The organism is Mucilaginibacter sp. UYNi724, from assembly GCF_054057495.1.
Window position 1 is genome coordinate 1 of record NZ_JBSRZI010000025.1, and the last position, 22,770, is coordinate 22,770.

The following is a 22,770-nucleotide window of genomic DNA, read 5'->3' on the forward strand; positions in this document are numbered from 1 at the left end:
ACCGGGAATGCTGGTTTCGCAGCAAACGAAAATTTGCTCATTAATACTCCTGCACCTAATATACTGGTGCTGCCAATAAATTGCCTTCTCTTCATTAAATATTTTTTAATTACTTTTCATTGGACAAGGAATACGGGGAATTCTCCGCTGCCGCTCCTCTTTGTTTGTTTGGCTGCGGCGACATCGTGAAGTTGATCAATCCTCCTTTGAGCAAGGCGTCATGATCTAACCAATTTTTATTATAGATTTTTCCATTGATATTTATCCTGCTGATATACTTGTTTTCGCTGCTGTTGTTTGGTGCGTTCAATATCAATTTTTTGCCGTTCTCCAGGTTTAAAGTTATACTTTTGAATAATGGTGAACCCAGCACATATTGATTGCTGGTTGGGCAAACCGGGTAAAAGCCCATAGCCGAAAATACATACCAGGCCGATGTTTGCCCATTATCTTCATCCCCGCAATAACCATCTGGAGTCGCCATATATAATTTTTCCATGGCTTCGCGTACCCGGTACTGGGTTTTCCAAGGCATACCCGCATAATTGTAAAGGTAGATCATATGCTGTATAGGCTGATTGCCATGAGCATATTGCCCCATGTGGACGACTTGCATTTCCCGCATTTCGTGTATGATCCCACCGTTATAGTCTTTATTTCCAAACATTGGCGGCGCAGTAAATACGGAATCAAGTTTAGCTGCAAACTTTAGGCTGCCGCCTACTAAATTGATCAATCCCTGTACATCATGAAAAACCGACCAGGTATAATGCCAGCTATTGCCCTCGATGAAAGCACCGCCCCATCTGTAAGGATTAAACGGGGTTTCAAAAGTGCCATCCTGGTTTTTGCCCCGCATAAACCCGGTTGATGGGTCGAAAACGTTTTTATAGTTCAAGCTACGTTTTTTGTAAATGTCTGTTTCCGCAGCGGGCCTATTTAATGCTTTGCCCAGCCGGTAAATCGAAAAATCATCGTAAGCATACTCCAGGGTACGTGCAGCACTTTCACCAATTTTATCGCGTGGCACAAAGCCTAGTGCATTGTAGTATTCTACTCCCTTGCGGCCGGTTGCGTTCGGCCCGGCATTATTAGCACCATGTAAAAGTGCCTCATAAAGTTTATCGATATTGTATCCCCGGATACCTTTTAAATAAGCGTCGGCCACAACCGAAGCCGAATTGTTGCCGATCATGATATCGGCATAACCGGGACTGCTCCATTCCGGTAGCCATCCGCCCTCTTTGTAGGCATTAATAAGCCCCTCCTGCATCTCTTTGTCCATAGACGGATAGACGAGGTTGAGAAACGGATACAGCGCCCTGAACGTATCCCAGAATCCGGTGCCTGCAAACAAGTAACCTTGCTCGGTCTTACCTGTATAAGGGCTCCAGTGAATAATTTTATTTTCTCCATTGATCTCATAGAGTTTGTTCGGAAAAAACAACATCCGGTACAGGCAAGAATAAAAAGTACGCGTTTGATCTACAGAGCCGCCGGCAACGGTGATGCGGCGTAAAGTTTTATTCCAGGTATTCTTCGCCTTTTGCTTGGTCACATCAAAGCTGTCATTACCCTGCTCCCGTCTTAAATTTTGCTCTGCCTGTTCAAAGCTTATAAATGAAGAAGCAACGCGCAGGTGAACTTTTTCACCTGCACTGGTTTTAAATCCAATTACCGCAAGGGATCTGTTTGAGTGAAGCTCGAGCGAGTCAGTCAGCACACTGTCGCGATAAGTGCGGGATACCGTAAAAGGCTTATCTAAATAAATGACGAAATAATTTTTGAAATTTGGCAAAGGGCCACGGGAATATTTGGTCGAATATCCGATAATCTTATTTTGGCCCGGAATGATCTTCACATAAGACGCTTTATCTAAAGCATCGATTACTATAAACGAGCTATCACTCTCCGGAAAAGTAAATCTGAACTGGGCGGAACGTTCAGTAGGCGTTATCTCTGTTGTTATATCGTGGTCTGCCAGATAGACAGAGTAATAATAAGGCTTAGCAACTTCGGCCTTATGCGAGAACCAGCTTGCTCTTTCATTTTCGGTAACTTTATAGTGTTTGGTTAACGGCATGATGGAAAACTGACCATAATCATTCATCCATGGCGACGGCTGATGCGTTTGCTTAAAGCCGCGTATTTTATGCGCATCATACGTGTATATCCAACCATCTCCCATACCGCCCGTTTGAGCAACCCATGTGTTCATACCCCATGGCAAGGCTACCGCCGGATAAGTATTGCCATTGGATAGTTCAAACTTCGAGTCGGTGCCCATCAGCGGGTTTATCCATTCAACAGGATCGGATACCGTATTAACCTGTTGTGCAAACGTTTCGCTGGCGACAAGTAAAGCGGCAATTAGGAGTAATTTTTTCATAAGTAGGATTAATTTGGCCTTAGGCTGTCCTTAATATTAAAAGGCACCGACCTCACAAAGAACTCTAATTAATTAAACTACAGGATTGTTAAATCGTACATATTAATTGCCATTAAGTGCATTTTTATCTGGCTGTAATTATAAAATCCGTTATATAAACCCATTTTTGTTATTGACAAATAATCAGGCAAACAATTAAATCAATTCCAGGGTCTCCAATTATAAACGCGAGTAGCTTTACTTGCAACACAAACAGAAATCAAGGAAATCTTAATTGATTTTTTGGTACTATTACTTGAATTTTTTATATAATGAAAATTAGAGATCTGATTTGGTTTATGAAGCGATTGCGTACCAAGACTTCGTTCTTTTTGGTGCTGACATGCTGTACAATTCCTGGGTTTGCTTCGGGCCAGTCATACCCTTTTAAGTTTAATTACCTTACCGTTGATGAAGGCTTATCGCATACTGATGCAAACGATATTACCCAGGATAAACAAGGCTATATTTGGGTGGGTACTTATTTTGGCCTTGACAGGTTTGACGGTTACTCTGTAAAAAAGTTCTATAACAGCAACGTCCCTTTAAATAATGCTGCGAAGAACAGGATTACCTGCATCTATCCGGATGGGGAAGGCAATATCTGGATAGGATCCGAAGGAGGACTTCAATGTTTTAATGCCAAATCGGAAAAGTATAAGGACTTTATCGAGTCTAAAAACACAAAGACCCCTACCTTCTGGAAACTGTTTAAGCCCCTTGGTAATCTTATCTATGCCTATGCCAATAATTCTGTTAGAATCTACCTCATAAAGGGAAATTCAATCGTGCAACAAAAACTACTTCTCCCTGCCAACGTACATTTTTCATCCATGGAGCCTGATAAAAAGGGAACTCTTTATTTGTCAAGTGATAAAGGTGTCTGGACGTTGAACAAAAACGGCCATTTTAAAGCAGTTACTGTGGCTGGCCTTATCAACCGTGAATTATCCGGAGTTTTTTTTGATCGCAGTAATAACATGCTTTTGGCAAGCGGGAGCCAAGTACTGCGTATCAACAGAACAGGTAAATCTGTCAGTTCCGGGTTAACCGTGAGCAAGCGGTTTACCTGTGAGGGTTATCATTTTGTACGTGACGTTTTAAGAGACAGCAAGCTTGATTACTGGATTAATACCGGTTCGGCATTAATACGGGTGGATAGCAGCCTTAATTTCATACAGGAAGTAAACACACGTAGTTCAACACACACTTTAAATTCAAATTCATTAACCAAGGCGTTCATTGACCGAACGGATTGTTTGTGGATATGCACTTTTGGAGGCGGACTGAATTATTGTGACTTAAATGAGAAATTATTTTATACCCTTCAGCATAACCCTGCCGTAGCAAATTCATTAAGTGGTAACCATATCCGCTCTGTATTGGCAGACGGCGATCAATTATGGATAGGCACTACGGCTAACGGATTAAATCTATATAATTTAAAAACGCAGCGTTTTACCTATTATAATACTTTCAATTCGCCGCTTAAATTAAAAAACGATGTCATAACCGCACTTACTTTTGATAAAGATCACAATTTATGGATAGGTAGCGCGGCCGGCATAGAAATTTTAAGACCAAACGGGACTGAACTCTGGCGGCCACCGGGGTATGAAAACTTCCCGGCTTACGTAATTGATACCTTCGCGGAAGACTGCTACGGCAATATTTGGTTTGGCAATCATACGGACAAGTTTGGTGTCATATGGAAGGATGAAAAAAAAGCCTATCACGTTAAATACTATGGCGAAGGATTTTTTATTTTAGCTGATAAGGAACGGCCGCAATTACTTATCTCCAGCACAAACGGGTTAAAACGGGTTACATTTGACAAAACCGGAAATATTACCCAAAGTTATCTTTACAAAGCATCTGGCGCTGCTAATTCATTGAGTTCCAATTATACCTATCCGATCAGTAAACAAAATGACAGTACCTATTGGATAGGAACGATAGGTGGTGGTTTAAATAAGCTGTCGCTTAATGGAAAAACCAATGCTTATTCTATAAAAACTTACGCTGACGAATATGGCATATTTAAGGACGTTGAAAGCCTGGAGATAGATAATGAAGGCAATTTATGGATGGGCGGTAACGGGCTGGAGTGCTTTAACCCCATAACCGAAAAACTGATACGATATGATAAGAACGATGGCCTGCAGGGCAATAGTTTTAAGGTTGGTTCTTCCAATAAAGGTGCAGACGGAAGGCTTTATTTCGGTGGCATAAACGGCCTCAACTTTTTTTACCCGCAGCAGATAAGAGCTAATGGTGTTGAAGCTAGGCCCATTTTGACAGATATCCTGATTAACAATCAGAAACCCCTTTATGGCGCTCCCGGTTCATCCCCAAATGTCATCACACAAGCTATCGGTTATTGTAAGGAAGTAACGCTAAATTACTTGCAGAATAATTTTGTTATCTATTTTTCTTCTATGCATTTTGCCAATCCGCTAAAATGCAACTACCGTTATAAACTTATTGGCTTCGATAATGACTGGAAGTTTACAGACGGAAAAAATCCCAGTGCAGCTTATAGCAACTTGGATTACAGCAGTTATAAATTTGTAGTTGAGGCCACAAATAACGATGGGATCTGGAGCAAATCGCAAGCGGAGACTGCCATCATTATAACGCCTCCATGGTGGAAATCGGTAGCTGCCAAACTTATTTACAGCTTGATTTTTATATCAGTGCTTGCAGGGGTCTACATCTACCAGGCAAGGTGGTATCGTCTGAAAAGAGAAATGGCGGTGAGTGCGGTCAATGAGGGAAAGCGCGAAGAAATGCATCACCAGCGTGAAGAGCTTTATCAACAGCAGCTGATGTTTTTTACGAATGTTTCCCACGAATTTCGCACACCGTTAACCCTTATACTTGGACCACTGGAAAGTTTGATCAGTCAAAATAAAAACACGGCGCTCGATTATTCATACCAGTTGATGTTCAGAAACGCCAAAAGGCTCCTCAACCTCATCACCGAGCTGATGAACTTTAAAAAAGTTGCGGACAGCGTTATTAAACTTCAGGTACAGCCCTTAATAGCCAATCAGTTTTGTAAGGACCTAGCCTGGGAATTTCAGAACATGTCCGTAAGTAAAGGGATAAGTTTCGAACTCACCGATCACACAAAAAATTCCGAATCGTCCTTAACTGGGTACTTTGATGTACAAATATTAGAGAAGATACTTTTTAACCTTTTAAACAACTCTTTTAAATACACCAATGCAGGTGGGAGTATCTCTTTTGAATTATTTTTTGATATCGGGCAGTTTAAACCATCCTTTAATACCGGGTTTGAATTGCTAAATAAAGAACACCGGGCGAAAAATTATCTTTATTTTAGGGTTGCGGATACCGGAATAGGAATTTCCAGCGAATCCATCACCCGTATTTTCGACAGGTATTACCGTATCAGTAAAAATCACCTGGGATCCGGTGTTGGGCTTTCCATTGTAAAAAGCCTTACGCAACTGCATAAGGGAGATATTTATGTTTACAGTGACAGGTATAAGGGGACAGAAATAGTTATTGGCATCCCATGGGGCGAGGAAAACTATAGCGACTCGGAAAAAGCAGCGGCCGGAATAGCTGTTGAAGCCCGGCTCGAAGTTATTGATAACGCCACTATGATCCCGTTGCCAAATCATGAGCAAGAGCATATCGCTACTATCGGTAAAATACGAAAGCATATTTTGCTTGTAGAAGACAATCAGGAACTGCGTACATTTTTGAAACATGCATTTGAAAACTTTTATGCTGTTTATGAAGCCGAAGACGGCAATTCAGCGATGGATATAGCGACTGAAAAAGTGCCTGACCTAATCATAAGTGACGTCATGATGCCGGGTATGAATGGCATTGAACTGTGCAGGCTAATCAAGGACAAATTTGAGACCAGCCACATTCCATTTGTGATATTGTCTGCCAAAGATGCCTTGGATACTAAGATAGAAGGCATGGAATCGGGCGCAGATTTCTACTTTGCTAAGCCGCTAAGTATTGACCTTTTATTGCTAACCGTTAATAATATTTTTGAGCAGGCCGAAAAGCTTAAACAACGGTATACTAACAATTACCTTGTTGAGGCTACGGAACTGGTTCACTCCGAAAAAGATAAAGAATTCTTAAATAAACTCTTGAGCATTATTGAAAATAACATACAGGATCAAAACCTAGATGTCGACTTTTTATGCGATCATTTATACATTAGCCGCACCAAACTTTATCAAAAGATAAAAAACATTTCAGATCAGTCGGTAGGAGAATTTATAAGAACTATCCGCCTAAAAAAAGCTATTCAAATAATGACACATGAAGACGTTGCAATGAACGAAGTAGCAGATAGGATAGGTCTTCAAAGCAGCTCCAATTTTTCAAGAGCATTTAAAAAAGAGTATGGTAAATCTCCACTACAATTTATGCAGGCTTTAAAGAAGGCTTAAAAGTGATCGGAGCTATAAAAGAATTGCTGACCAATTAAAAAGCAGATTTCAGGTTATAAAATCATTATATTACCTCAACAACTATTTTTCAGAGGTAAATGTTGCCGCGGGCAATCCTTGCTTATTAAACAAAGTGGCACTGCTGCTGTCACTCCAGGCGTACCGTACATTGACCGGTTTAACCACAGCAGGGTTGCTAACTACAACTTTATTGTTAACAATTTTGGCATCTGCCTTTACATATACCTTATCTGCTCCGGCTATTTCAAAATTATCCATACCAGAAGGTGCGGCTATTAGGCCGCTCCCAATTGATTCAAACGCTATTGTAAGTTCATTGCCTGCAACGGTTGTTTTTTTATATATTGGCCCCGAAGCCACCAAATCCTTTTCACCATACTCATTTTTAAAGGCAAATCTGGCCAGCCTATCGCCCACCTCTTGTTTATGAGGTGGATGTGCCGTTTTTAAATATCCAATGTCTAATAAGCTTACCATCCCCGTTTTAGGGAGCGTTAAAGCATAACGTTGCGCGTCCCTTAACAATTGCCCTTGTTCATGCTGATCTTTCGCTGTATAAATGTAGGGTGCAAGTTGCACGTAATAGAATGGTAACTCTTCGCGCCATTTATTGCGCCAGTCTCTAATCAAATTGGGGAAGAGGCGTTTATACTGCTCTGCCCTGCCCACATTTGATTCTCCCTGGTACCAAACAATGCCCTTAAACGTAAATGGAATAAGCGGATTGATCATCGCGTTAAACAGCGAGGTGGGCGAGTTGCTGTTAAGCCGAGATGAGGCAGGCCGTTCAGCGATCTCGGTTTGTAGCCCATAGGTATAAATTTTCCCATCTGCTATTTCTGCTACTATTCGCGATCTCCAATCACCTTCGATAGATATCGTTTCGTCATTTTTACCGACGATAGTTATTGGCCCGTTAATTAGCCCTTGCCCGCGGGTATTGATAACGCGAATGGCGATATTGTTGGTTCCGGATAATAGCAGACCCTTTGGTATAGCAATCTCGTGCGAAGTATTTTTAAACCCTCTGCCCTTAAGGCCCCCAATATATTTCCCGTTAATATAAATTGATTCCATATCATTTATGGAACCAATTTTTAAATTATGATCAGCCATTGCGTCTTGGATAACGAAGTCTTTTCGCAACCATATCACCCCGTCCAGTTCGTCCGAGCTTATTTGGTCAAATCTGCCGGGAAGCTTTATGGTAGCCCAACGCGAATCGCCAAATTCATTATCAGCTGCGGTTATGTCAGCAAAGCTAATGTTCTTCCACTGCTCTTCAGTTCGAGGTAATTCCTGTGAGGTTCGTTTCTTAAACCATGCATCTATCTGATCTTGTGTTGTTTTCTGGTCGGCCAATACCTGATTAAAATCTTTTATCTTGCTCAGGTAGCCTTCACTTGTCCATGCTTCGGCCGGTGTTCCTCCGATTGATGATTGAACTATACCTACCGGTACTCCTAACTTTTTATAAAGCGCCCTTGCATAAAAGTAAGCAGTTGCGCTAAAGTCGCCGGCTGTTTGTGGCGACGAAATGTTCCACTTACCTCCTGTCGAATCCAGTGGCGTTGTTGATATGCCAAAAGGAACTTTGTATAACCTTATTTTGGGATAATCAGCCTTACTGATCTCCAATGCCGAGTTAAATATAGTATCGCCCGGAGGCCAGCCTTTTAGTGGTATATCCATATTTGATTGCCCCGATGCCAACCAAACTTCACCTATCAGCACATCATTAATATCAATGTGGCTGTTTATTGTTTGTATGCTAATCGTAAACGGCCCGCCTGCTGTAGTCGTTGCCAGTTTTGCTATCCATTTCCCTGCCGCATTTGTTACAGCGGAGCATTGTTTGCCCCAACTACCCTTAATTAATACTTTTTGCCCGGCTGCCGCCCAGCCCCATATACTTACTTTAGCTTTTTGCTGTAGCACCATGTGGTCTGTAAATAAATGCGGCATTGTTAACCTTCTGTTGGCCGCATAGGTTGATGCGCTGAAAATCAAGATTAATAAAAATAAAATAATTCGATTTCTCATTTTGAAAGTAAATGATTCTGGCTTAAAAAGGGCTAAACATATAGAGTTTAAAATTAAACGTAGTTTCTTCTTCGGCAAAGATTTGGTTTGATAAGAATTATCACGAGAGAAAGACTTTCAAATTATGAAATATATCAATGCTCAATTTAAGTGAGGCGGCTATATCAATTTTAAAACTGAAATTATAAGTCTGTTACAAAATCTGGTCTTATTTTGTATTTATAATTTCGGAATCCAAGCCTTCATATTCGAAATTTACGAACTTAACTTCGCCGTCACCAATAGAAAAGAGCGCTGGTTTAAGATAACCCCAACCACCCAAAGTATTGGTTTCATATCCAGACATTTGACTTACTTGATCTAATCTCTTCCAATCTTTGCCATCCAAGCTGTAGTAGTATAATAAGTCATTGTGGTCGTTCTTTAGTCTAAGATAAACCATATCCTGTTTAATATCATCAGATACCCTGTTTTTTTGTCCTCTGTTATTTACTCTATAGATGTAATGATCGGAAAATTCTAATCCGGCATAATATTCTCGATCGTAATACAAAATCAAACCCCCACTTGCAGTATTCGTTTCTGTACCTAGCCGGACTGTTACTTGATAAGAGGCATTTCCGGGCATTATTGGCAAAGGTTGGGTTTCGTAGATAGATTTCCCTAAGCCGCTAATTGTTAAGCTCCCATTGTTAACTTTAAATCGCTCTTTATACTCATTTTTTAGCACATTCCATTGATCGCCGAGTTGGTTACCTTCAAAGTTGTCAGACAACTTCATGCCATGATTTACTGCTTCACCTATGGGCTTTTTTAACGGCTTTGCAACGTCTACGCTATCTGGAACCTTGCACCAGCCATCTTTTGTCCATTCAATGGGTAATAACAAAGTTTGCCTGCCAATTGTCTTATTGGCATTTTCAAATCCATGAAAAACGATCCACCATTTTCCATCCGGAGAATCCACAAGTGTCCCATGTCCAATTGATGCCCACTTGTTGTCTCTGTTTGTATTTCTAACGATTGGATTGTAAGGACTGTTCTCCCAGGGGCCAAATGGCGTTTTAGAACGTGCGGAAATCACCATGTGGCTTGTAGCTGGCCCTGCGGTCCCGCCCTCAGCAGCCGTGATATAATAATAGCCATTATGATAGGTGAATTTGGGAGATTCCAAACAAGAGCATTCCAATATCCAGTCTTTGGGAAAAACCCAACCTTCATAATTTTTTTTCCTTGTGCCGGTTATACTTAAGCCATCATCTGCCAATGAAACCATATCCCCGCCGGCTAAATTCAGAAATCTTTTTCCGTCTTGTCCGGCAACGTGTCCCGGATCTATCCCTCCAATTTTTAAATCAATAGGCTTACTCCAAGGACCTGCAGGATTCTTTGCAGTTACCACCCAATTGGTACCACCCGCTGGGAAATAAATGTAAAATAGCCCTTTATATTTTATAATATCCGGGGCCCAAACGCCTCCAACAAATTCGGTTAAAGCATTTGCTATGGGTTTCCAACTTACCAAATCGTACGATTGCCAAACCAATAAGCCCGGCATGTTGTCGAAAGATGAATGAGTCATGTAATAATTTTTTCCATCTCTTACCACAGATGGATCTGCATAATTCCCCCTTAAAATGGGGTTTTCAAAATAGCCATTGCCTAAATCCGCACAATATTGGTTTTCTACGCTCTTTATCTTACTTTTTAATTGGCTATGAGAAACAAGTCCGTTAAATATTAGAAGAGCTAAAAGGCCACATTTTTTGATTTTTTGGTTCATCATTTGGATCTAACTTGGTTTGTAATGGCTGGCAAATAAGCAAAAAAAGAATGCAAATTTTAGTTAAATCGTACCGAAATTTATTCAATATATTCATTTTTTTGGCCAACCTGATGTATCCAAACAGCGCCCAAAGCAAACCCAATCGTCAATTAAAAGGAATTACGCCGCTGGATCAATTTTATAAATAAATTACTATAGTGAATTTCAGTAATTGAGTTAAAAATATCCGGTCAATTTTTGAAGCGACATGTAAATATAACGTGCTTGTAATTTATTACTTAACGTTTAGTGAATTATTTTATCTTCTGCCGATGGTTTAGGCCCCAGTCCACCAGCGTTTCTGTTACCGGGAAAACGCTCAAGCCATACTCCGTAATGGCATAATTAACTGTAACAGGCCTGGTACTCATAACTGTTCGGGTGACAAGCAGGTTGATTTCCAGTTCATGAAGTTCCTTTGACAACATTTTTGCTGATATACCTTCTACCTCCCGTTGAATTTTTTTGAACGTATTTTTTTCGTCAATATGATTGTTGAGCTGTCGCATGATCCGCAACTTCCATTTACCACCCAATACTTCAAGGCTATCCCTTATTGCCGCTAATTCCTGTTCGCAGGTCGGCTGCTGTTTGTCTGATCTTTCCATAAATAATTAGTTGGTTAACAAAAGGTAACCGGTAACCTTTTGTTAACTGATAACAAAAATAAATTATAAGGTTCTAATTTTGAGCATTCTTTAAATAAAAGAAAATGAAAAAATTAGATTACTATATACTAGATGTATTTACCGACGAAAAATTTAAAGGAAATCAGTTGTCAGTGGTATATACAAATGAAGAACTGGAATTGGATCAATATTACGATATCGCCCGCGAATTCGGTTATTCAGAGACTTCTTTCATAAGCCATGACACAGTGGTTAACGCATTAAAGGTGCGGTCTTTCACTCCGGCGAAATATGAGATAACTGGCGCGGGCCATAACCTTTTGGGTGCTGTATGCCTGGCACTGCTTAAAAAATGGAATATCTTCAATGGACAGGAGGGAGTTGAGTGGGTACTTATGGCGGGGGAAAAGATACCGCTGCAAATTACGGAAAAAAATGGCCTGCCCTATGTTAGTATGAAACAGCGACAAGCACAAATAATAGGCACTGCGCCAATTGAGGTGATTGCAGAAGCAATCGGTTTGAATACAACTGATCTCCAATTGAACGACTGGCAAATTAAAACGGTAAAAACAGAAGTTGGGCATCTGATGGTACCGGTCTGCAATCAAGAAGCCTTAAAAAGGGCGATATTAAATAAGCGGCTTTTAAAAGAGGCTGCGGCAAATTTTGGATTTGAAGGCTGTTATATGTTTACTACCGAACAACCAAATAAAGATTATATGGCACAGGCCCGGTTTTTTAACCCAAGTATTGGGATTGACGAGGATCCTGCTACAGGAACAGCAGCAGGCCCCTTAGCCGGTTACCTCGAAAAGCTGGGCTATATCGAAAAAGACAGCGACTATTATATTGTGCAAGGTATATTCGTTAATCAGCCATCCACCGTTCGGGTTAAGGTAGTTGATGATGGAATCTGGGTAAGCGGTTCCTCGGTTATTGTAATGGAAGGGAGTTTGTTATTATAGGATATTTGATGTTTATTAAACCGATTGCAAATTTAAATGAGATACAATCGAAGTGTTACAATAAGGAACGGCGAATATACACCGGGGGAAAGCTGATTCTATCATTATCGTTGGTGTCTGCGAAATTTTCAACTTCTGAAACCCATTTTAATCTGGTCAAGTCTTCGAGTTTTTAATAATTCCAAAATATGAAACTTTAACAGGATGATTCCCACAAAATTGAAATGTTGATTTTTTAAGCTAATTTACACTTGGTCGGCCATGAAACAACCAATATTACCAACTTGGTTGATCCAGTATAGTAATGATATGAGCGGTTTTGCCTTTCAAAAACTTGTTCCAGAAAATCGAGATTGTTCTATACTGAAAGGCCATTCCATCCAAAAAAAGTCTATCAATAAATCCTTTCATAATTGCTGGAATGCACCCTACAAAACGGGATGAATTCAAATTATATGATTTGCCCATTTGATTTTCTCCCAAGCATCTAATGTGTCGAACTGCGAATTACGGAGAGCATATTATTAGTACTATTTTTTAAGCCGTTGTGCTTCTAAAACCACTTTATAAATGTCTTGAGAATTTCGCCCCAATACCATTTTTTAGCATTTAAATTATGTGAACGATTCGATCACATGCTTGATGTAACGGTTAACAGCTTAACATCGTTAAAACGTTTCCATGATAAAGCTGACTCGCAAATGGGTTTTAGCAGTAGTTATGCAAGCCGTTAACACAATTAAGCGCATAATTATAGGTTGTTTCTTTTTAATTCCGCTATCGCAAAATCAACTGCACGGGCCGTTAAAGCCATATAAGTTAATGAAGGGTTTTGGCATGCGGTTGATGTCATACATGCCCCATCGGTAACAAAAACATTTGGCGCGCCCCAAACCTGGTTATGCTCATTTAGTACAGAGGTGTTTAAGTCTTTGCCCATGCGGGCCGTTCCCATTTCATGTATGCCTAATCCTGGCGCCTGTTCAGAATCTTTGACCGTTATGTTTTTAAATCCGGCTGTTGTAAGCATTTCCTGTCCGTTACTTAATATATCTTCCAGCATTTTAAGCTCGTTTTCTTTATAAGAGCAGTCTATTTCCAATAGGGGCATGCCCCATGAATCGTGCTTGTCTTTGCTAAGCGTTACTTTATTATCATGATAGGGTAAACATTCGCCCATGCCCACCATATGCATCTGCCAGTTTCCCGGTTCTGTGAGCGCCTCTTTATAACCCGCCCCGATACTTTGTTCCTGCACATTCCCGGTTACCCTGGAACCGCTGCCAGCAAAGGCAAAGCCACGGATATATTCCGTGCGCCTATCACCGTTTAGGTTGGTAAAGCGCGGTACGTATATACCGGTAGGCCTTCTGCCATAAGTATATTTATCTTGCAAGCCTTCATATTCGGCAGTTACACTGCCCCGGTAATTATGATCCATCAGGAAATGTCCCAATACGCCGCTACGGTTTCCCAATCCGTTTGGAAATGAAGTAGATATTGAATTTTTCAGTATCAAAGTTGTATTTAGTGTTCCTGCGTTTACAAATATGATCTTCGCAAAATACTCGGACATTTGATGCGTATTGGCATCTATTACCCTTACACCGGTTGCTTTTTGCAGTTTCTCATCGTAAATGATAGAATGCACCACAGAGAAAGGCCTCAAAATCAAATTTCCGCTGGCTTTTGCAGCCGGCAAAGTAGCTGATACGCTGCTGAAATAGCCCGCAAACGGGCAACCCCTAAAACACATATCGCGATACTGGCAGGGCCCTCTTCCCTTTAGCCCTTTTGTAAGGTTCGCCGTTCTTGAGATAATAACATGCCTTTGCGGAAAGCGCGTTTCAACAGCTTGCTTAAAATGTTTTTCTATTGCATTCATTTCCATGGGCGGCTGAAATTCTCCGTCGGGCAAGTGCGGGATACCGTCGCGATTGCCGCTAATGCCGACGAATTTTTCGACATAGGAATACCAGGGTGCTAAATCTTTATACCTGATGGGCCAGTCAATCGCTATACCATCTTTTAAATTAGCTTCAAAGTCGAGGTCGCTCCAGCGTTGTGTCCACCTGCCCCACAACAAAGATTTCCCACCTACCTGGTAGGCTTTTATCCAGTCAAATGGTTTTATTTGGATGTAGGGATGCTCCTTGTCTTTCACAAAAAAATGTCTGGTTGCTTCGGTATAAGCGTAGCACCTGGAAACAATGGGGTTTTCTTCTTTATCCTTTAGCGTAAGATTGTTGTGATGCTCAAATTCCCAAGGTGCCATGGTGGCGGTAGGATAGTCTTTGATGTGTTCGATATTCCTGCCACGCTCTAAAACCAGCGTTTTAAGGCCTTTTTCGCAAAGTTCCTTTGCAGCCCATCCGCCACTCATGCCGGAGCCTACAACTATGGCGTCAAAGGTGTGTTGTTCCGTCCCTTTTGTATTAATGTTTGGCATACTATTATTGACCAATTTAATTTAATGATTATACCAGTTACCAACCAAAAGTGTCTCTTACATACATTCTGCTTTTCTTCCAGTCATCCTTTATCGGGTTAACGGGCGGTGCGTCGAAAGCAAGTTCAATAGCGGCCCTGCCTTTAAAATTCACTTTTTTTAATGCAGCGACGATGGCAGGAAAATTTATCACTCCATCTCCAACTGCCTCGGTCCACTTACCATCAGCTTTCTGATCGCGGATGTGCATATATACCATTTGACGGCCGTAAGTATGGATAAAATGCACCGGGTCAATTCCTGCCCGTACCAGCCAATTAAGGTCTGGGCCCAGTGCTATACCGGGAATGCGTGCCACGGTGCCTTTCAGGTCATGCATGTCATTTTCAACCTCGTAAGTATGGTTATGCAGGTTTGGTTGTATTTTATTTTTATCACAAATCTTCCATATTTCTTTTAAAACTTCGGCCTGGGCATCCAATTCGTCTTCGGTTTTTTTATGGCGCGCATCACCCACTGATATGCCGAATGTTTTACCGCCTGCCTGGTGCAATCTTTGTGTAATCAGGCCTATGTCTTCCAGTATTTGGGTATGCTTGCTTTTATTCCACATATCTGCGCCATAGCTGCTGCCGGTTACCGGCACACCATATTTGCCGCTCAGGTCGAGTAGTTTTTGTACCGCGTCATCATGCCTTAAAATAGCCTCCATCAATTCCAAACCACCTATACCGGCATATTTAAAATCGCTGAAAATTGTTTCGAGTACCGGCGTGCAATCGTAACCGCTTTCGGGCGGATACTTGCTGGCGTATATCCAAAGGTGGCCGCTAACCGGCACGGTTTTATTGAAGTTACCGGCCACTACGGTTTTTGTTAATGCCGCACCAGCCAGCAAGGCTGATGAGTCTATAATAAAGCGGCGGCGTGATTGATTCATATAGCTTTGTTAATGATTTGATGAGAGGCCTAAAGCCGTTTAGCAAAAGGAGATTAAACGTTTGAGGTGATAATGCTGACTTTGCTGACAACCCCTGTTGCCTTATCCTTGAGGATACGGCTGATGTTTCCGTCGGGTAATATCTCTTCCTTGATCAGGTAATGATGCTTGTCATAATCGTGGTAACTTATCGAATGTGCTTCTGCTTCAGTACCACGCCACACGGGCAAATCAACAGGTACCCAGGTACCCGATGCTGCAGATTTGTAGGCTGCATCAATCAGGCAGTTAACTACATACCCATCGTAAAATGTTTCTGAAGGTTCCCGGTGGTTTTCAATGGCGTCAAACATATCAGTAAACATGTGGCTATAACCCAACTCATGCACCTCATCGCCTACCGGGAAAAGCCAACCGCTGTTCGATTCGGCTTTTTCGGCTACATAACCAGCTCCCTTGCCAGTGCTGAACATCTCAAACCCGGTACGTAAAAAGCTATTGAGCCAAATTGTACCCTCTGTTCCCATTACTTCGTCCCTTAAGTCCATCCCTCCGCGAAAGCACCAGCTCACTTCAAACTGACCTATTGCGCCATTAGCGTATTTTACTAATCCGATAGCATGGTCTTCGGCGGCTATGGGGTGCACCTGGGTTGCGGCCCAGCACATTACCTCAACAGGTTTAACGCCTTTACCAATAAAATTTCTGGCAATCTCAATACAATGGCAGCCCAGATCAATAATAGCCCCACCTCCCGATTTTTCCTTATCCCAAAACCAGTCGCTGTGCGGGCCGGGATGGGCTTCCCTTGATTTTGCCCACAGTACGCGGCCAATGCTATTGTTCTTTACGCTTGCCAGTGATTTTAAAAACTTAGGGGTGTAGCAGAGGTCCTCAAGATAGCCACCCATAATTCCGGCTTTTTCTACCAATTCCATCATTAATTTGGCTTCTTCGCCGTTGCGGCCCAATGGCTTGGTGCATAAAACATGCTTACGGGCTTTAGCACATGCTTCAATCGCGGCATAATGAAGGTGGTTGGCAAGCGCAATGATCACCACATCAACTTCGGGGTGGTTAACCGCTTCTGCCATATCCGTAAAAAAATGGGGCACATCATAATAGCCCGCAAATTTTTCGGCATTGGCTTCAGTGCGCGAGTAAACAACGTGCAGCGTGTCTTTTCTACGCTGCCCAGCGAGGGTATCCGCATAAAATCGGGCAATGAATCCCGATCCAAGTATTGCTATTCTCATAAACTTTTAGAATAATTCAGGTCAATCATCAGGTTTCCGTACAGCTTGCCAAAATATTGGCAAATTGTACGTAGGAAATCTGAGAGAGAGATTTAGTTGATTTAACAATTCAAAATAGCTGCATTTATTTGAAGTAAACTACCTTGTAGCTGTTCTGAAATGATACTTTTCTAACATTAACGTTCATCAATAGTAGGATACCGTTTTCTTAGAATTTCCATCATGTGCGCGTTGATATCCCACTGGCTGGCTATCGGCTGATGCGAACCGGGCAAAAGCGTAGTGTAAGGAGGTGCTCCGAATTCCGGGGTGATTGTAAAATCAGAAGCCCCTTGTTGGCGCTTTAGTTTAATCACGCGATCCCACCAGCCCAAATGGTGTTGCAGAGCAACGGCCCAAAGTGGATCTCTCGGGTCGGGGACCTGCGGCCCTTCAGTATGCCCGATACGCGCATGGAGATGATCCGTATGTTTTATGGCCAGATCTACGGCTTCCGGCTGATCTTCCAGGTAAGTCTCGGCCACATTGCACCAATGGGAAATATCCAGGGTAATCCTGATTGCCCGGTTTTGCTGGAGGTAGGCTTTTGTAATATGCGCCGCAAAACTCCATTTGCCGCGATGCGTTTCATGTATAATAGGGATACCTGTTCTGGTGCTAATTTCATCGGCGAGTTTAATTAATTGCAGGTTTTGCTCCACTGTAAAATGATCTTTGCCCGTTTGCGAATTAATGAAAAGCGGACTGCCGGAAACAAGGCTAAGTAAATTTTCTTCGTAAACCCTGAGATGCGTATGGAAATCCTGATCGACTGTTTGCCAGTGCTGCCCTATGAATGACAAGTTATATTGTTTAAGACCCTTTATAATGATCGACCTTTCTTCGGATGTCAACGTGGGCGGAAAGCCCATTTCAACACCATCGTAACCAGCATCCTTTACTTTCTTAAAAAAGATATCCCAGGGCAGGTTTTCCGAGCCCCACCTCGGGCAAAAAAACAGAATTTTCATATATAGATTGTTTATTTACAGATTAGAAAAGTTAGTTGAATTAAGGGCACCTTTGTTGCTTTGTGTTAGATTATGCCTTAACGATGTATTGGTTTCTGTATGCTAAAGGGCTTAATCCATATAAGCTTTTAAATTGCCTGTTAAAGTTGGACAGATTATTAAACCCTGATGCAAAGCAGATTTCCGAAACGCTTTTGTCGGTATCAGCCAGCAACCTGGAGGAGTGGCTAAGCCTTATTTCGTTCACGAAGGCTGAGAACGTTTTGCGGGTACGCTGGCTAAAATACCGTGAAAATGAATTTTCGGCCATGTGTACCAAACCTGCTACTTCTGTGACGCTAATCTCCGACAGGAAATTTTTCATCACGTAATCAAATACCTTGCTCAGCCTTTCAGATTCCTTGTCGTTCTCGCCTTTAACCGGCTGATTGGAGATGTTCCTCTTGTCCTTTGTGTCAGCCAGCGTATGTAAAATATCGAGGAGCTTTAAGATCCGCGGAACGCCTTTTAGTTCGAGTAGTTGATGCATCTGTTCGGCCACTATGGCGTTTGCCCTGCCTTTTATATCAAGCCCCATCGCCGACCTGCTTAAAAGTTCCCTTATCTTTCTACAGGCTGGCAAAGCCAAAAAGTCGTCGCCTATGGAACTTGCCAGGAAGTGGATAACAATAGAGCTTGCCCTTAAACCGGATTGGGGCTGATAATAGGGTGGGTCGTTGCGGTACAAATGAGGCACATTCGGGCCAATCAAAGCGAGGTCTCCCGGGCTAAAGCTTTTGATATTATCCCCTATAAAACGCTTGCCCGTACTTTCGGTTACCAGCACAAGTTCATATTCGGGGTGGTAATGCCAGGGCGTAGGATAATAATCATAGTCGAAATATTTTACGACGAACGATTCTTCTTCCTCCCTTGGCAAATATTCGAGTACGGGTTTCATTTTAAATTTTTTGTAATGATAGGAAAAAAATACAATGTTAGGAAAGTATCAATTTTAGCATACCTTGTTGTGGATGCTTTTTGCTTTAGCAAGTAAGTTTGCTTAATAATAAATCAAATTATGTCAGATCGTCAATTAACCACCGAACAAATAGCTGCCTACAATCGGGATGGCTATATCGTAATAAAAAGCTTTTGCAGCCGGCTCGAAGCTGAAAAGTTGTACCAGACAGCTCTACAGGATGATGCCATGAAAAAAAACGCGCTCGACCTGAACGACCAGACCGGCAAGAAGACAAAGCTTTCGTTATGGTTTACGCCCGGCGATAATGTATTTGGATATTTAACGCGAAGCGAAAAAATGGTGAAATCAGTTACCGCTTTATTAGATAGCACAGCCCCGGTATGCCACTTTCATTCTAAATTGATGCAAAAAGAACCCAAGGTTGGCGGGGCATGGGAATGGCACCAGGACTATGGTTACTGGTACAAAAACCAGTTTATGTTTCCTAATCAGTTGATCAGCGTGATGATAGCGCTAACCCCGGCTAATAAAGCTAATGGCGGGCTACAGGTTATTAAAGGTTCTCATAAATTAGGCAGGGTGAATCATGGTTTTTCGGGCGAACAGGTAGGGGCCGATATGGTGATGGTAGAAAACGCGTTAAAAACAATGGAATTGGTTTATTGCGAACTGGAGCCAGGAGATGCACTTATATTCCATAGCAATTTGCTTCACCGCTCTGAGGCAAATCTTTCGGACTACCCACGCTGGTCCATCATTTCCTGTTACAGTTCGCAATCCAACCTGGCATATAGCGAAAACTCTACATCATGGAAAACGCCGGTAAATATTGTACCAGATAACGCGATACTTGAATGGGAAACTTCTGACGCCGCTGCAGTTGATTTTTTAGTAAAAGAAAATGACCCGGCATTAAAGGAAACTGGTTGGGAGAATAAAGTTAAAACTGTTTAGCACACGTCCGTTTTCATCTTGTGTAAAACATCCTCCGTAAAACCCCGATTAATTTGATGTACTTCAACTAAATATTGGTTTAGTCATCATTACCCATGAAGTTTACTAATGAAAAAAAAAAACCTTTTAGCGTTTAATATAATTTTAATGACTGTGTCTGCGTTTTGCCAAATGCTGACAGGGCAGCTCAACGATTGCAAGGCAACGCTAAAAGATGGAACACTTACCCTTGAAAACAGCCTACTTATTCGCACCTATAACTGGAACGATGGTATCCAAAGTACTGCATTAACCGATAAAAGCACGGGGTACAAGTGGGTTTTGGCTGGTACCCGTGCCGATAGTTATTTCCCGGGCGCGGGTAAACCGGCTAACGGTAGCTTTAAAGTTGAAAGTATACCGGCAAACAGCATATCCCCCGTGTTTTTAAAAGCAGAGGTTTATGTTAAATTAGGCAACCTGGAAGTTAAGAGAGTATTCAGGATCTATGAAAATTGCCCTGCTATCGCTTGTGATTACTATCTACGGGGCAATGTTACCGGTAAATGGTCTGATGAGATGGTTAATAATGGTGAATTACATAACATTGAAACCAACGATGACCAACCCACGAGAGGAGAAAAGGTACCGGTTATGGAAACACTCGCTTTGCCGGGGACGCACTGGAATTTACATACCGTAAAGTTTTTTGATATTACAGATCGTAACAATACGTTGGTTCAGGAACATGAGCAGTTAATTTACCGCGCGGAAAGCCGGATGGCAGGTACCTTGCTTTTTGCTGATGAATTATTAGGCGACCGGGGCCTATTTATTTTAAAAGAAGCTCCAACATCGTATGTACAGTTAGCTTATCCGGGCTTTGATTTTAGGGCCCGCACGGGTAGCGTAGAAGCTGTTGGCTTTGGCGTTAGCCCCGGTGACTTATCACCCGATAAATGGATTCGCTGTTATGGAATAGTAACAGGTGTGACAAGCGGCGGTGCGTTGGGGCGTTTACAAGCGCTGCGATCTTACCAGGAAAAGGTTCGTGTTCATCAACCCGGGCGGGATGAAATGATCATGATGAATACCTGGGGTGACCGCAGCCAGGATAAACATATCGGCGAAGCATTTACTATAAAAGAGCTGTATGCGGCACATCGCTTGCACATTACCCATTTCCAGGTTGATGACGGATGGCAGTCGGGCCGCTCATCAAATTCTGCTTTTAAGGGAGGTACGCTAACCAATATTTGGGATAATGCCAATTACTGGAAGCCCGATCCAATAAAGTTTCCAAATGGGCTGGCGCCGCTTGTAGATCTCGGCAAAAAATTGGGTATAGAAATCTGTTTATGGTTTAACCCAAGTAAAGATAGTAGCTATATCCACTGGAAAAATGATGCGGAAGCACTAATCAGTTTGTATAAAACTTATGGTATTCGCACCTTCAAAATTGACGGTGTGCAGATCATCGACAAAAGAGGAGAAGTGCATCTACGTAAGATGTTTGACACGGTAATGGCCGTAACAAACAATCGGGCTGTTTTCAATCTCGATGTGACCGCGGGGCGACGAAATGGCTATCATTATTTTAATACTTATGGTAACATATTTCTGGAAAATCGATATACCGACTGGGGTAATTATTATCCTCATACTACCCTGAGAAATTTATGGATGCTTTCCAAATATATTCCGGCTCAAAATCTCCAAGTCGAATTTCTGAACAATTACCGGAATGTAGATAAATACGCAGCCAATGATTTGCTTGCTCCTTCTAAAAATACCCTGGACTATGAGTTCGCTTTAACAATGATGGCACAACCATTAGCATGGATGGAAGCGACCGGGCTGCCTGAAAAAGCGTTTGCTGTTGCTCCGGTGATAAATAAGTATCGGAGTTTACAAGCAGATATACATTCAGGCCAGATCTTTCCTATCGGGAATGAACCCTCCGGAACTTCGTGGACAGGCTTTCAGTCTATAAAAAAGAATGAGGGCTATATATTGGTGATCAGGGAAAGAAATAACCTTAAGAAGGCTTGGATAAAAACCTGGCTGCCCCTAGGTAAAAAAATAGCGCTCAAAACACTTATGGGAATTGGGCACAACCAGATTACTAAAATAAATTCGCTTGGTGAGTTACGAATACCCTTACCAAAGCCGAATAGTTATGTGCTATATTATTACTTCATTCAAAAATGAATACGGCAATTGAGAAAATAATTCCGGGTTAAACGTAGCACTCGAGGTTGCCTCTTGAAAATGAACATGAGTGGCATCACTTGTTGATTTCCATTTCCTAACATTAGTCAATGCTTCTGTAATGAAACTAAATTTAAAATGGAAATTAAATCCCTCTCCAGAGTGGAATAATTTCGAACCAATTTATCACCCAAATGCGTGTTTTAAATGATTAGAGCTGATTGATGCTATGGAAACCGTATAAAATTCGAACTCTTTCTCATACGTATTTCGGGCAAACGGAAGGTTATTTAACTACAGCCCTTACACTATCAAGATTTTGGATACGTCCAAAAAGAGTTCTGATATTACCATTTCTATGCGAAGAAACCCTAAGTGCATAACATAATCGGAGTTTTAGTGTATGTTATGGAGATGTTGACCACCTGATTCCGGGCCAAACTGACCAGGCAATTAGCTGACGTGGGGCGTGCAGCAAACGCTATAAAAGCGTGTACAAAAATAGTTATTTAAAAGGCAATTTCATTAGTAGCTGGATTCCGGTTCAACATTACGTTTTCTTCTCATAGATTCTCCCTTCAGTTCGATGCGGTGCGCATCATGAACGATCCGGTCCAGGATCGCATCAGCAACCGTTTTTTCACC

The 22,770-nt window shown here is 41.8% G+C and carries 15 protein-coding genes; 4 read left to right on the forward strand and 11 right to left on the reverse strand.

Features of this window, described 5'->3' with window-relative positions; translation table 11 throughout:
- Positions 1–109: 109 nt before the first annotated feature.
- The gene (locus tag ACVW0P_RS21550; RefSeq protein WP_457133892.1) at positions 110–2,389 is read right to left on the reverse strand and encodes a GH92 family glycosyl hydrolase; all 2,280 of its coding nucleotides are present in this window, start codon (positions 2,387–2,389) and stop codon (positions 110–112) included.
- A 311-nt stretch (positions 2,390–2,700) separates the two neighbouring features.
- On the opposite strand from ACVW0P_RS21550, the gene ACVW0P_RS21555 reads away from it, so the two are divergent.
- Positions 2,701–6,876, forward strand: a complete 4,176-nt coding sequence (locus ACVW0P_RS21555) for a hybrid sensor histidine kinase/response regulator transcription factor (RefSeq protein WP_457133893.1) — start codon at positions 2,701–2,703, stop codon at positions 6,874–6,876.
- A gap of 81 nt (positions 6,877–6,957) precedes the next feature.
- On the opposite strand, the gene ACVW0P_RS21560 is transcribed toward ACVW0P_RS21555, so the two are convergent.
- The 3 genes from ACVW0P_RS21560 to ACVW0P_RS21570 all read right to left on the reverse strand — a co-directional run bounded on the left by ACVW0P_RS21560 (position 6,958) and on the right by ACVW0P_RS21570 (position 11,373).
- Positions 6,958–8,862: a sialate O-acetylesterase gene (locus tag ACVW0P_RS21560; protein WP_457133894.1), complete on the reverse strand. Its 1,905-nt coding sequence runs from the start codon at positions 8,860–8,862 to the stop codon at positions 6,958–6,960.
- A 286-nt stretch (positions 8,863–9,148) separates the two neighbouring features.
- Positions 9,149–10,726 (reverse strand): family 43 glycosylhydrolase, encoded by a 1,578-nt coding sequence (locus tag ACVW0P_RS21565; RefSeq protein WP_457133895.1) that lies wholly within the window; start codon positions 10,724–10,726, stop codon positions 9,149–9,151.
- Positions 10,727–11,019: 293 nt separating this feature from the next.
- Positions 11,020–11,373, reverse strand: coding sequence for a winged helix-turn-helix transcriptional regulator (locus tag ACVW0P_RS21570; protein WP_354431441.1), 354 nt, complete (start codon positions 11,371–11,373; stop codon positions 11,020–11,022).
- A 104-nt stretch (positions 11,374–11,477) separates the two neighbouring features.
- On the opposite strand from ACVW0P_RS21570, the gene ACVW0P_RS21575 reads away from it, so the two are divergent.
- Entirely contained in the window at positions 11,478–12,362 is an 885-nt protein-coding gene (locus tag ACVW0P_RS21575; protein ID WP_457133896.1) for a PhzF family phenazine biosynthesis protein, read from the forward strand.
- A 276-nt stretch (positions 12,363–12,638) separates the two neighbouring features.
- Here the strand turns inward: ACVW0P_RS21575 and ACVW0P_RS21580 are convergent, their stop codons facing one another.
- The 6 genes from ACVW0P_RS21580 to ACVW0P_RS21605 form a co-directional block, all read right to left on the reverse strand.
- A complete protein-coding gene (locus ACVW0P_RS21580; protein ID WP_457133904.1) occupies positions 12,639–12,830 on the reverse strand; it encodes an NAD(P)H-dependent oxidoreductase in 192 nt (63 codons plus the stop codon).
- Positions 12,831–13,113: 283 nt separating this feature from the next.
- Complete coding sequence (locus tag ACVW0P_RS21585) at positions 13,114–14,811, reverse strand: GMC oxidoreductase (RefSeq protein WP_457133897.1); 1,698 nt, start codon at positions 14,809–14,811, stop codon at positions 13,114–13,116.
- 37 nt (positions 14,812–14,848) lie between these two features.
- Positions 14,849–15,751: a sugar phosphate isomerase/epimerase family protein gene (locus tag ACVW0P_RS21590; RefSeq protein ID WP_457133898.1), complete on the reverse strand. Its 903-nt coding sequence runs from the start codon at positions 15,749–15,751 to the stop codon at positions 14,849–14,851.
- A gap of 53 nt (positions 15,752–15,804) precedes the next feature.
- Positions 15,805–17,007, reverse strand: a complete 1,203-nt coding sequence (locus tag ACVW0P_RS21595; protein ID WP_457133899.1) for a Gfo/Idh/MocA family protein — start codon at positions 17,005–17,007, stop codon at positions 15,805–15,807.
- Between the two features lie 176 nt (positions 17,008–17,183).
- Positions 17,184–18,017 carry a sugar phosphate isomerase/epimerase gene (locus tag ACVW0P_RS21600; RefSeq protein ID WP_457133900.1) on the reverse strand — a complete coding sequence of 278 codons (834 nt, stop codon included), beginning with the start codon at positions 18,015–18,017 and terminating at the stop codon, positions 17,184–17,186.
- Between the two features lie 70 nt (positions 18,018–18,087).
- A complete protein-coding gene (locus tag ACVW0P_RS21605; RefSeq protein WP_457133901.1) occupies positions 18,088–18,957 on the reverse strand; it encodes an AraC family transcriptional regulator in 870 nt (289 codons plus the stop codon).
- Positions 18,958–19,077: 120 nt separating this feature from the next.
- On the opposite strand from ACVW0P_RS21605, the gene ACVW0P_RS21610 reads away from it, so the two are divergent.
- Positions 19,078–19,935, forward strand: a complete 858-nt coding sequence (locus tag ACVW0P_RS21610; protein ID WP_457133902.1) for a phytanoyl-CoA dioxygenase family protein — start codon at positions 19,078–19,080, stop codon at positions 19,933–19,935.
- A gap of 108 nt (positions 19,936–20,043) precedes the next feature.
- Positions 20,044–22,125 carry an alpha-galactosidase gene (locus tag ACVW0P_RS21615; RefSeq protein WP_457133903.1) on the forward strand — a complete coding sequence of 694 codons (2,082 nt, stop codon included), beginning with the start codon at positions 20,044–20,046 and terminating at the stop codon, positions 22,123–22,125.
- A 525-nt stretch (positions 22,126–22,650) separates the two neighbouring features.
- Here ACVW0P_RS21615 and ACVW0P_RS21620 read toward each other — a convergent pair.
- The coding region (locus tag ACVW0P_RS21620) for an ATP-binding protein (RefSeq protein WP_457133905.1) at positions 22,651–22,770 on the reverse strand (120 nt) is incomplete at its 5' end.

What these genes read in the sequence shown, in the direction of transcription:
- ACVW0P_RS21550 (WP_457133892.1), bottom strand. Translation starts at nt 2,389, where the DNA reads ATGAAAAAATTACTCCTAATTGCCGCTTTACTTGTCGCCAGCGAAACG.
- ACVW0P_RS21615 (WP_457133903.1), top strand. Translation starts at nt 20,044, where the DNA reads ATGAAAAAAAAAAACCTTTTAGCGTTTAATATAATTTTAATGACTGTG.
- ACVW0P_RS21600 (WP_457133900.1), bottom strand. Translation starts at nt 18,017, where the DNA reads ATGAAAATTCTGTTTTTTTGCCCGAGGTGGGGCTCGGAAAACCTGCCC.
- ACVW0P_RS21580 (WP_457133904.1), bottom strand. Translation starts at nt 12,830, where the DNA reads ATGGGCAAATCATATAATTTGAATTCATCCCGTTTTGTAGGGTGCATT.
- ACVW0P_RS21610 (WP_457133902.1), top strand. Translation starts at nt 19,078, where the DNA reads ATGTCAGATCGTCAATTAACCACCGAACAAATAGCTGCCTACAATCGG.
- ACVW0P_RS21595 (WP_457133899.1), bottom strand. Translation starts at nt 17,007, where the DNA reads ATGAGAATAGCAATACTTGGATCGGGATTCATTGCCCGATTTTATGCG.
- ACVW0P_RS21560 (WP_457133894.1), bottom strand. Translation starts at nt 8,862, where the DNA reads ATGCCGCATTTATTTACAGACCACATGGTGCTACAGCAAAAAGCTAAA.
- ACVW0P_RS21555 (WP_457133893.1), top strand. Translation starts at nt 2,701, where the DNA reads ATGAAAATTAGAGATCTGATTTGGTTTATGAAGCGATTGCGTACCAAG.
- ACVW0P_RS21570 (WP_354431441.1), bottom strand. Translation starts at nt 11,373, where the DNA reads ATGGAAAGATCAGACAAACAGCAGCCGACCTGCGAACAGGAATTAGCG.
- ACVW0P_RS21590 (WP_457133898.1), bottom strand. Translation starts at nt 15,751, where the DNA reads ATGAATCAATCACGCCGCCGCTTTATTATAGACTCATCAGCCTTGCTG.
- ACVW0P_RS21585 (WP_457133897.1), bottom strand. Translation starts at nt 14,811, where the DNA reads ATGCCAAACATTAATACAAAAGGGACGGAACAACACACCTTTGACGCC.
- ACVW0P_RS21575 (WP_457133896.1), top strand. Translation starts at nt 11,478, where the DNA reads ATGAAAAAATTAGATTACTATATACTAGATGTATTTACCGACGAAAAA.
- ACVW0P_RS21605 (WP_457133901.1), bottom strand. Translation starts at nt 18,957, where the DNA reads ATGAAACCCGTACTCGAATATTTGCCAAGGGAGGAAGAAGAATCGTTC.
- ACVW0P_RS21565 (WP_457133895.1), bottom strand. Translation starts at nt 10,726, where the DNA reads ATGATGAACCAAAAAATCAAAAAATGTGGCCTTTTAGCTCTTCTAATA.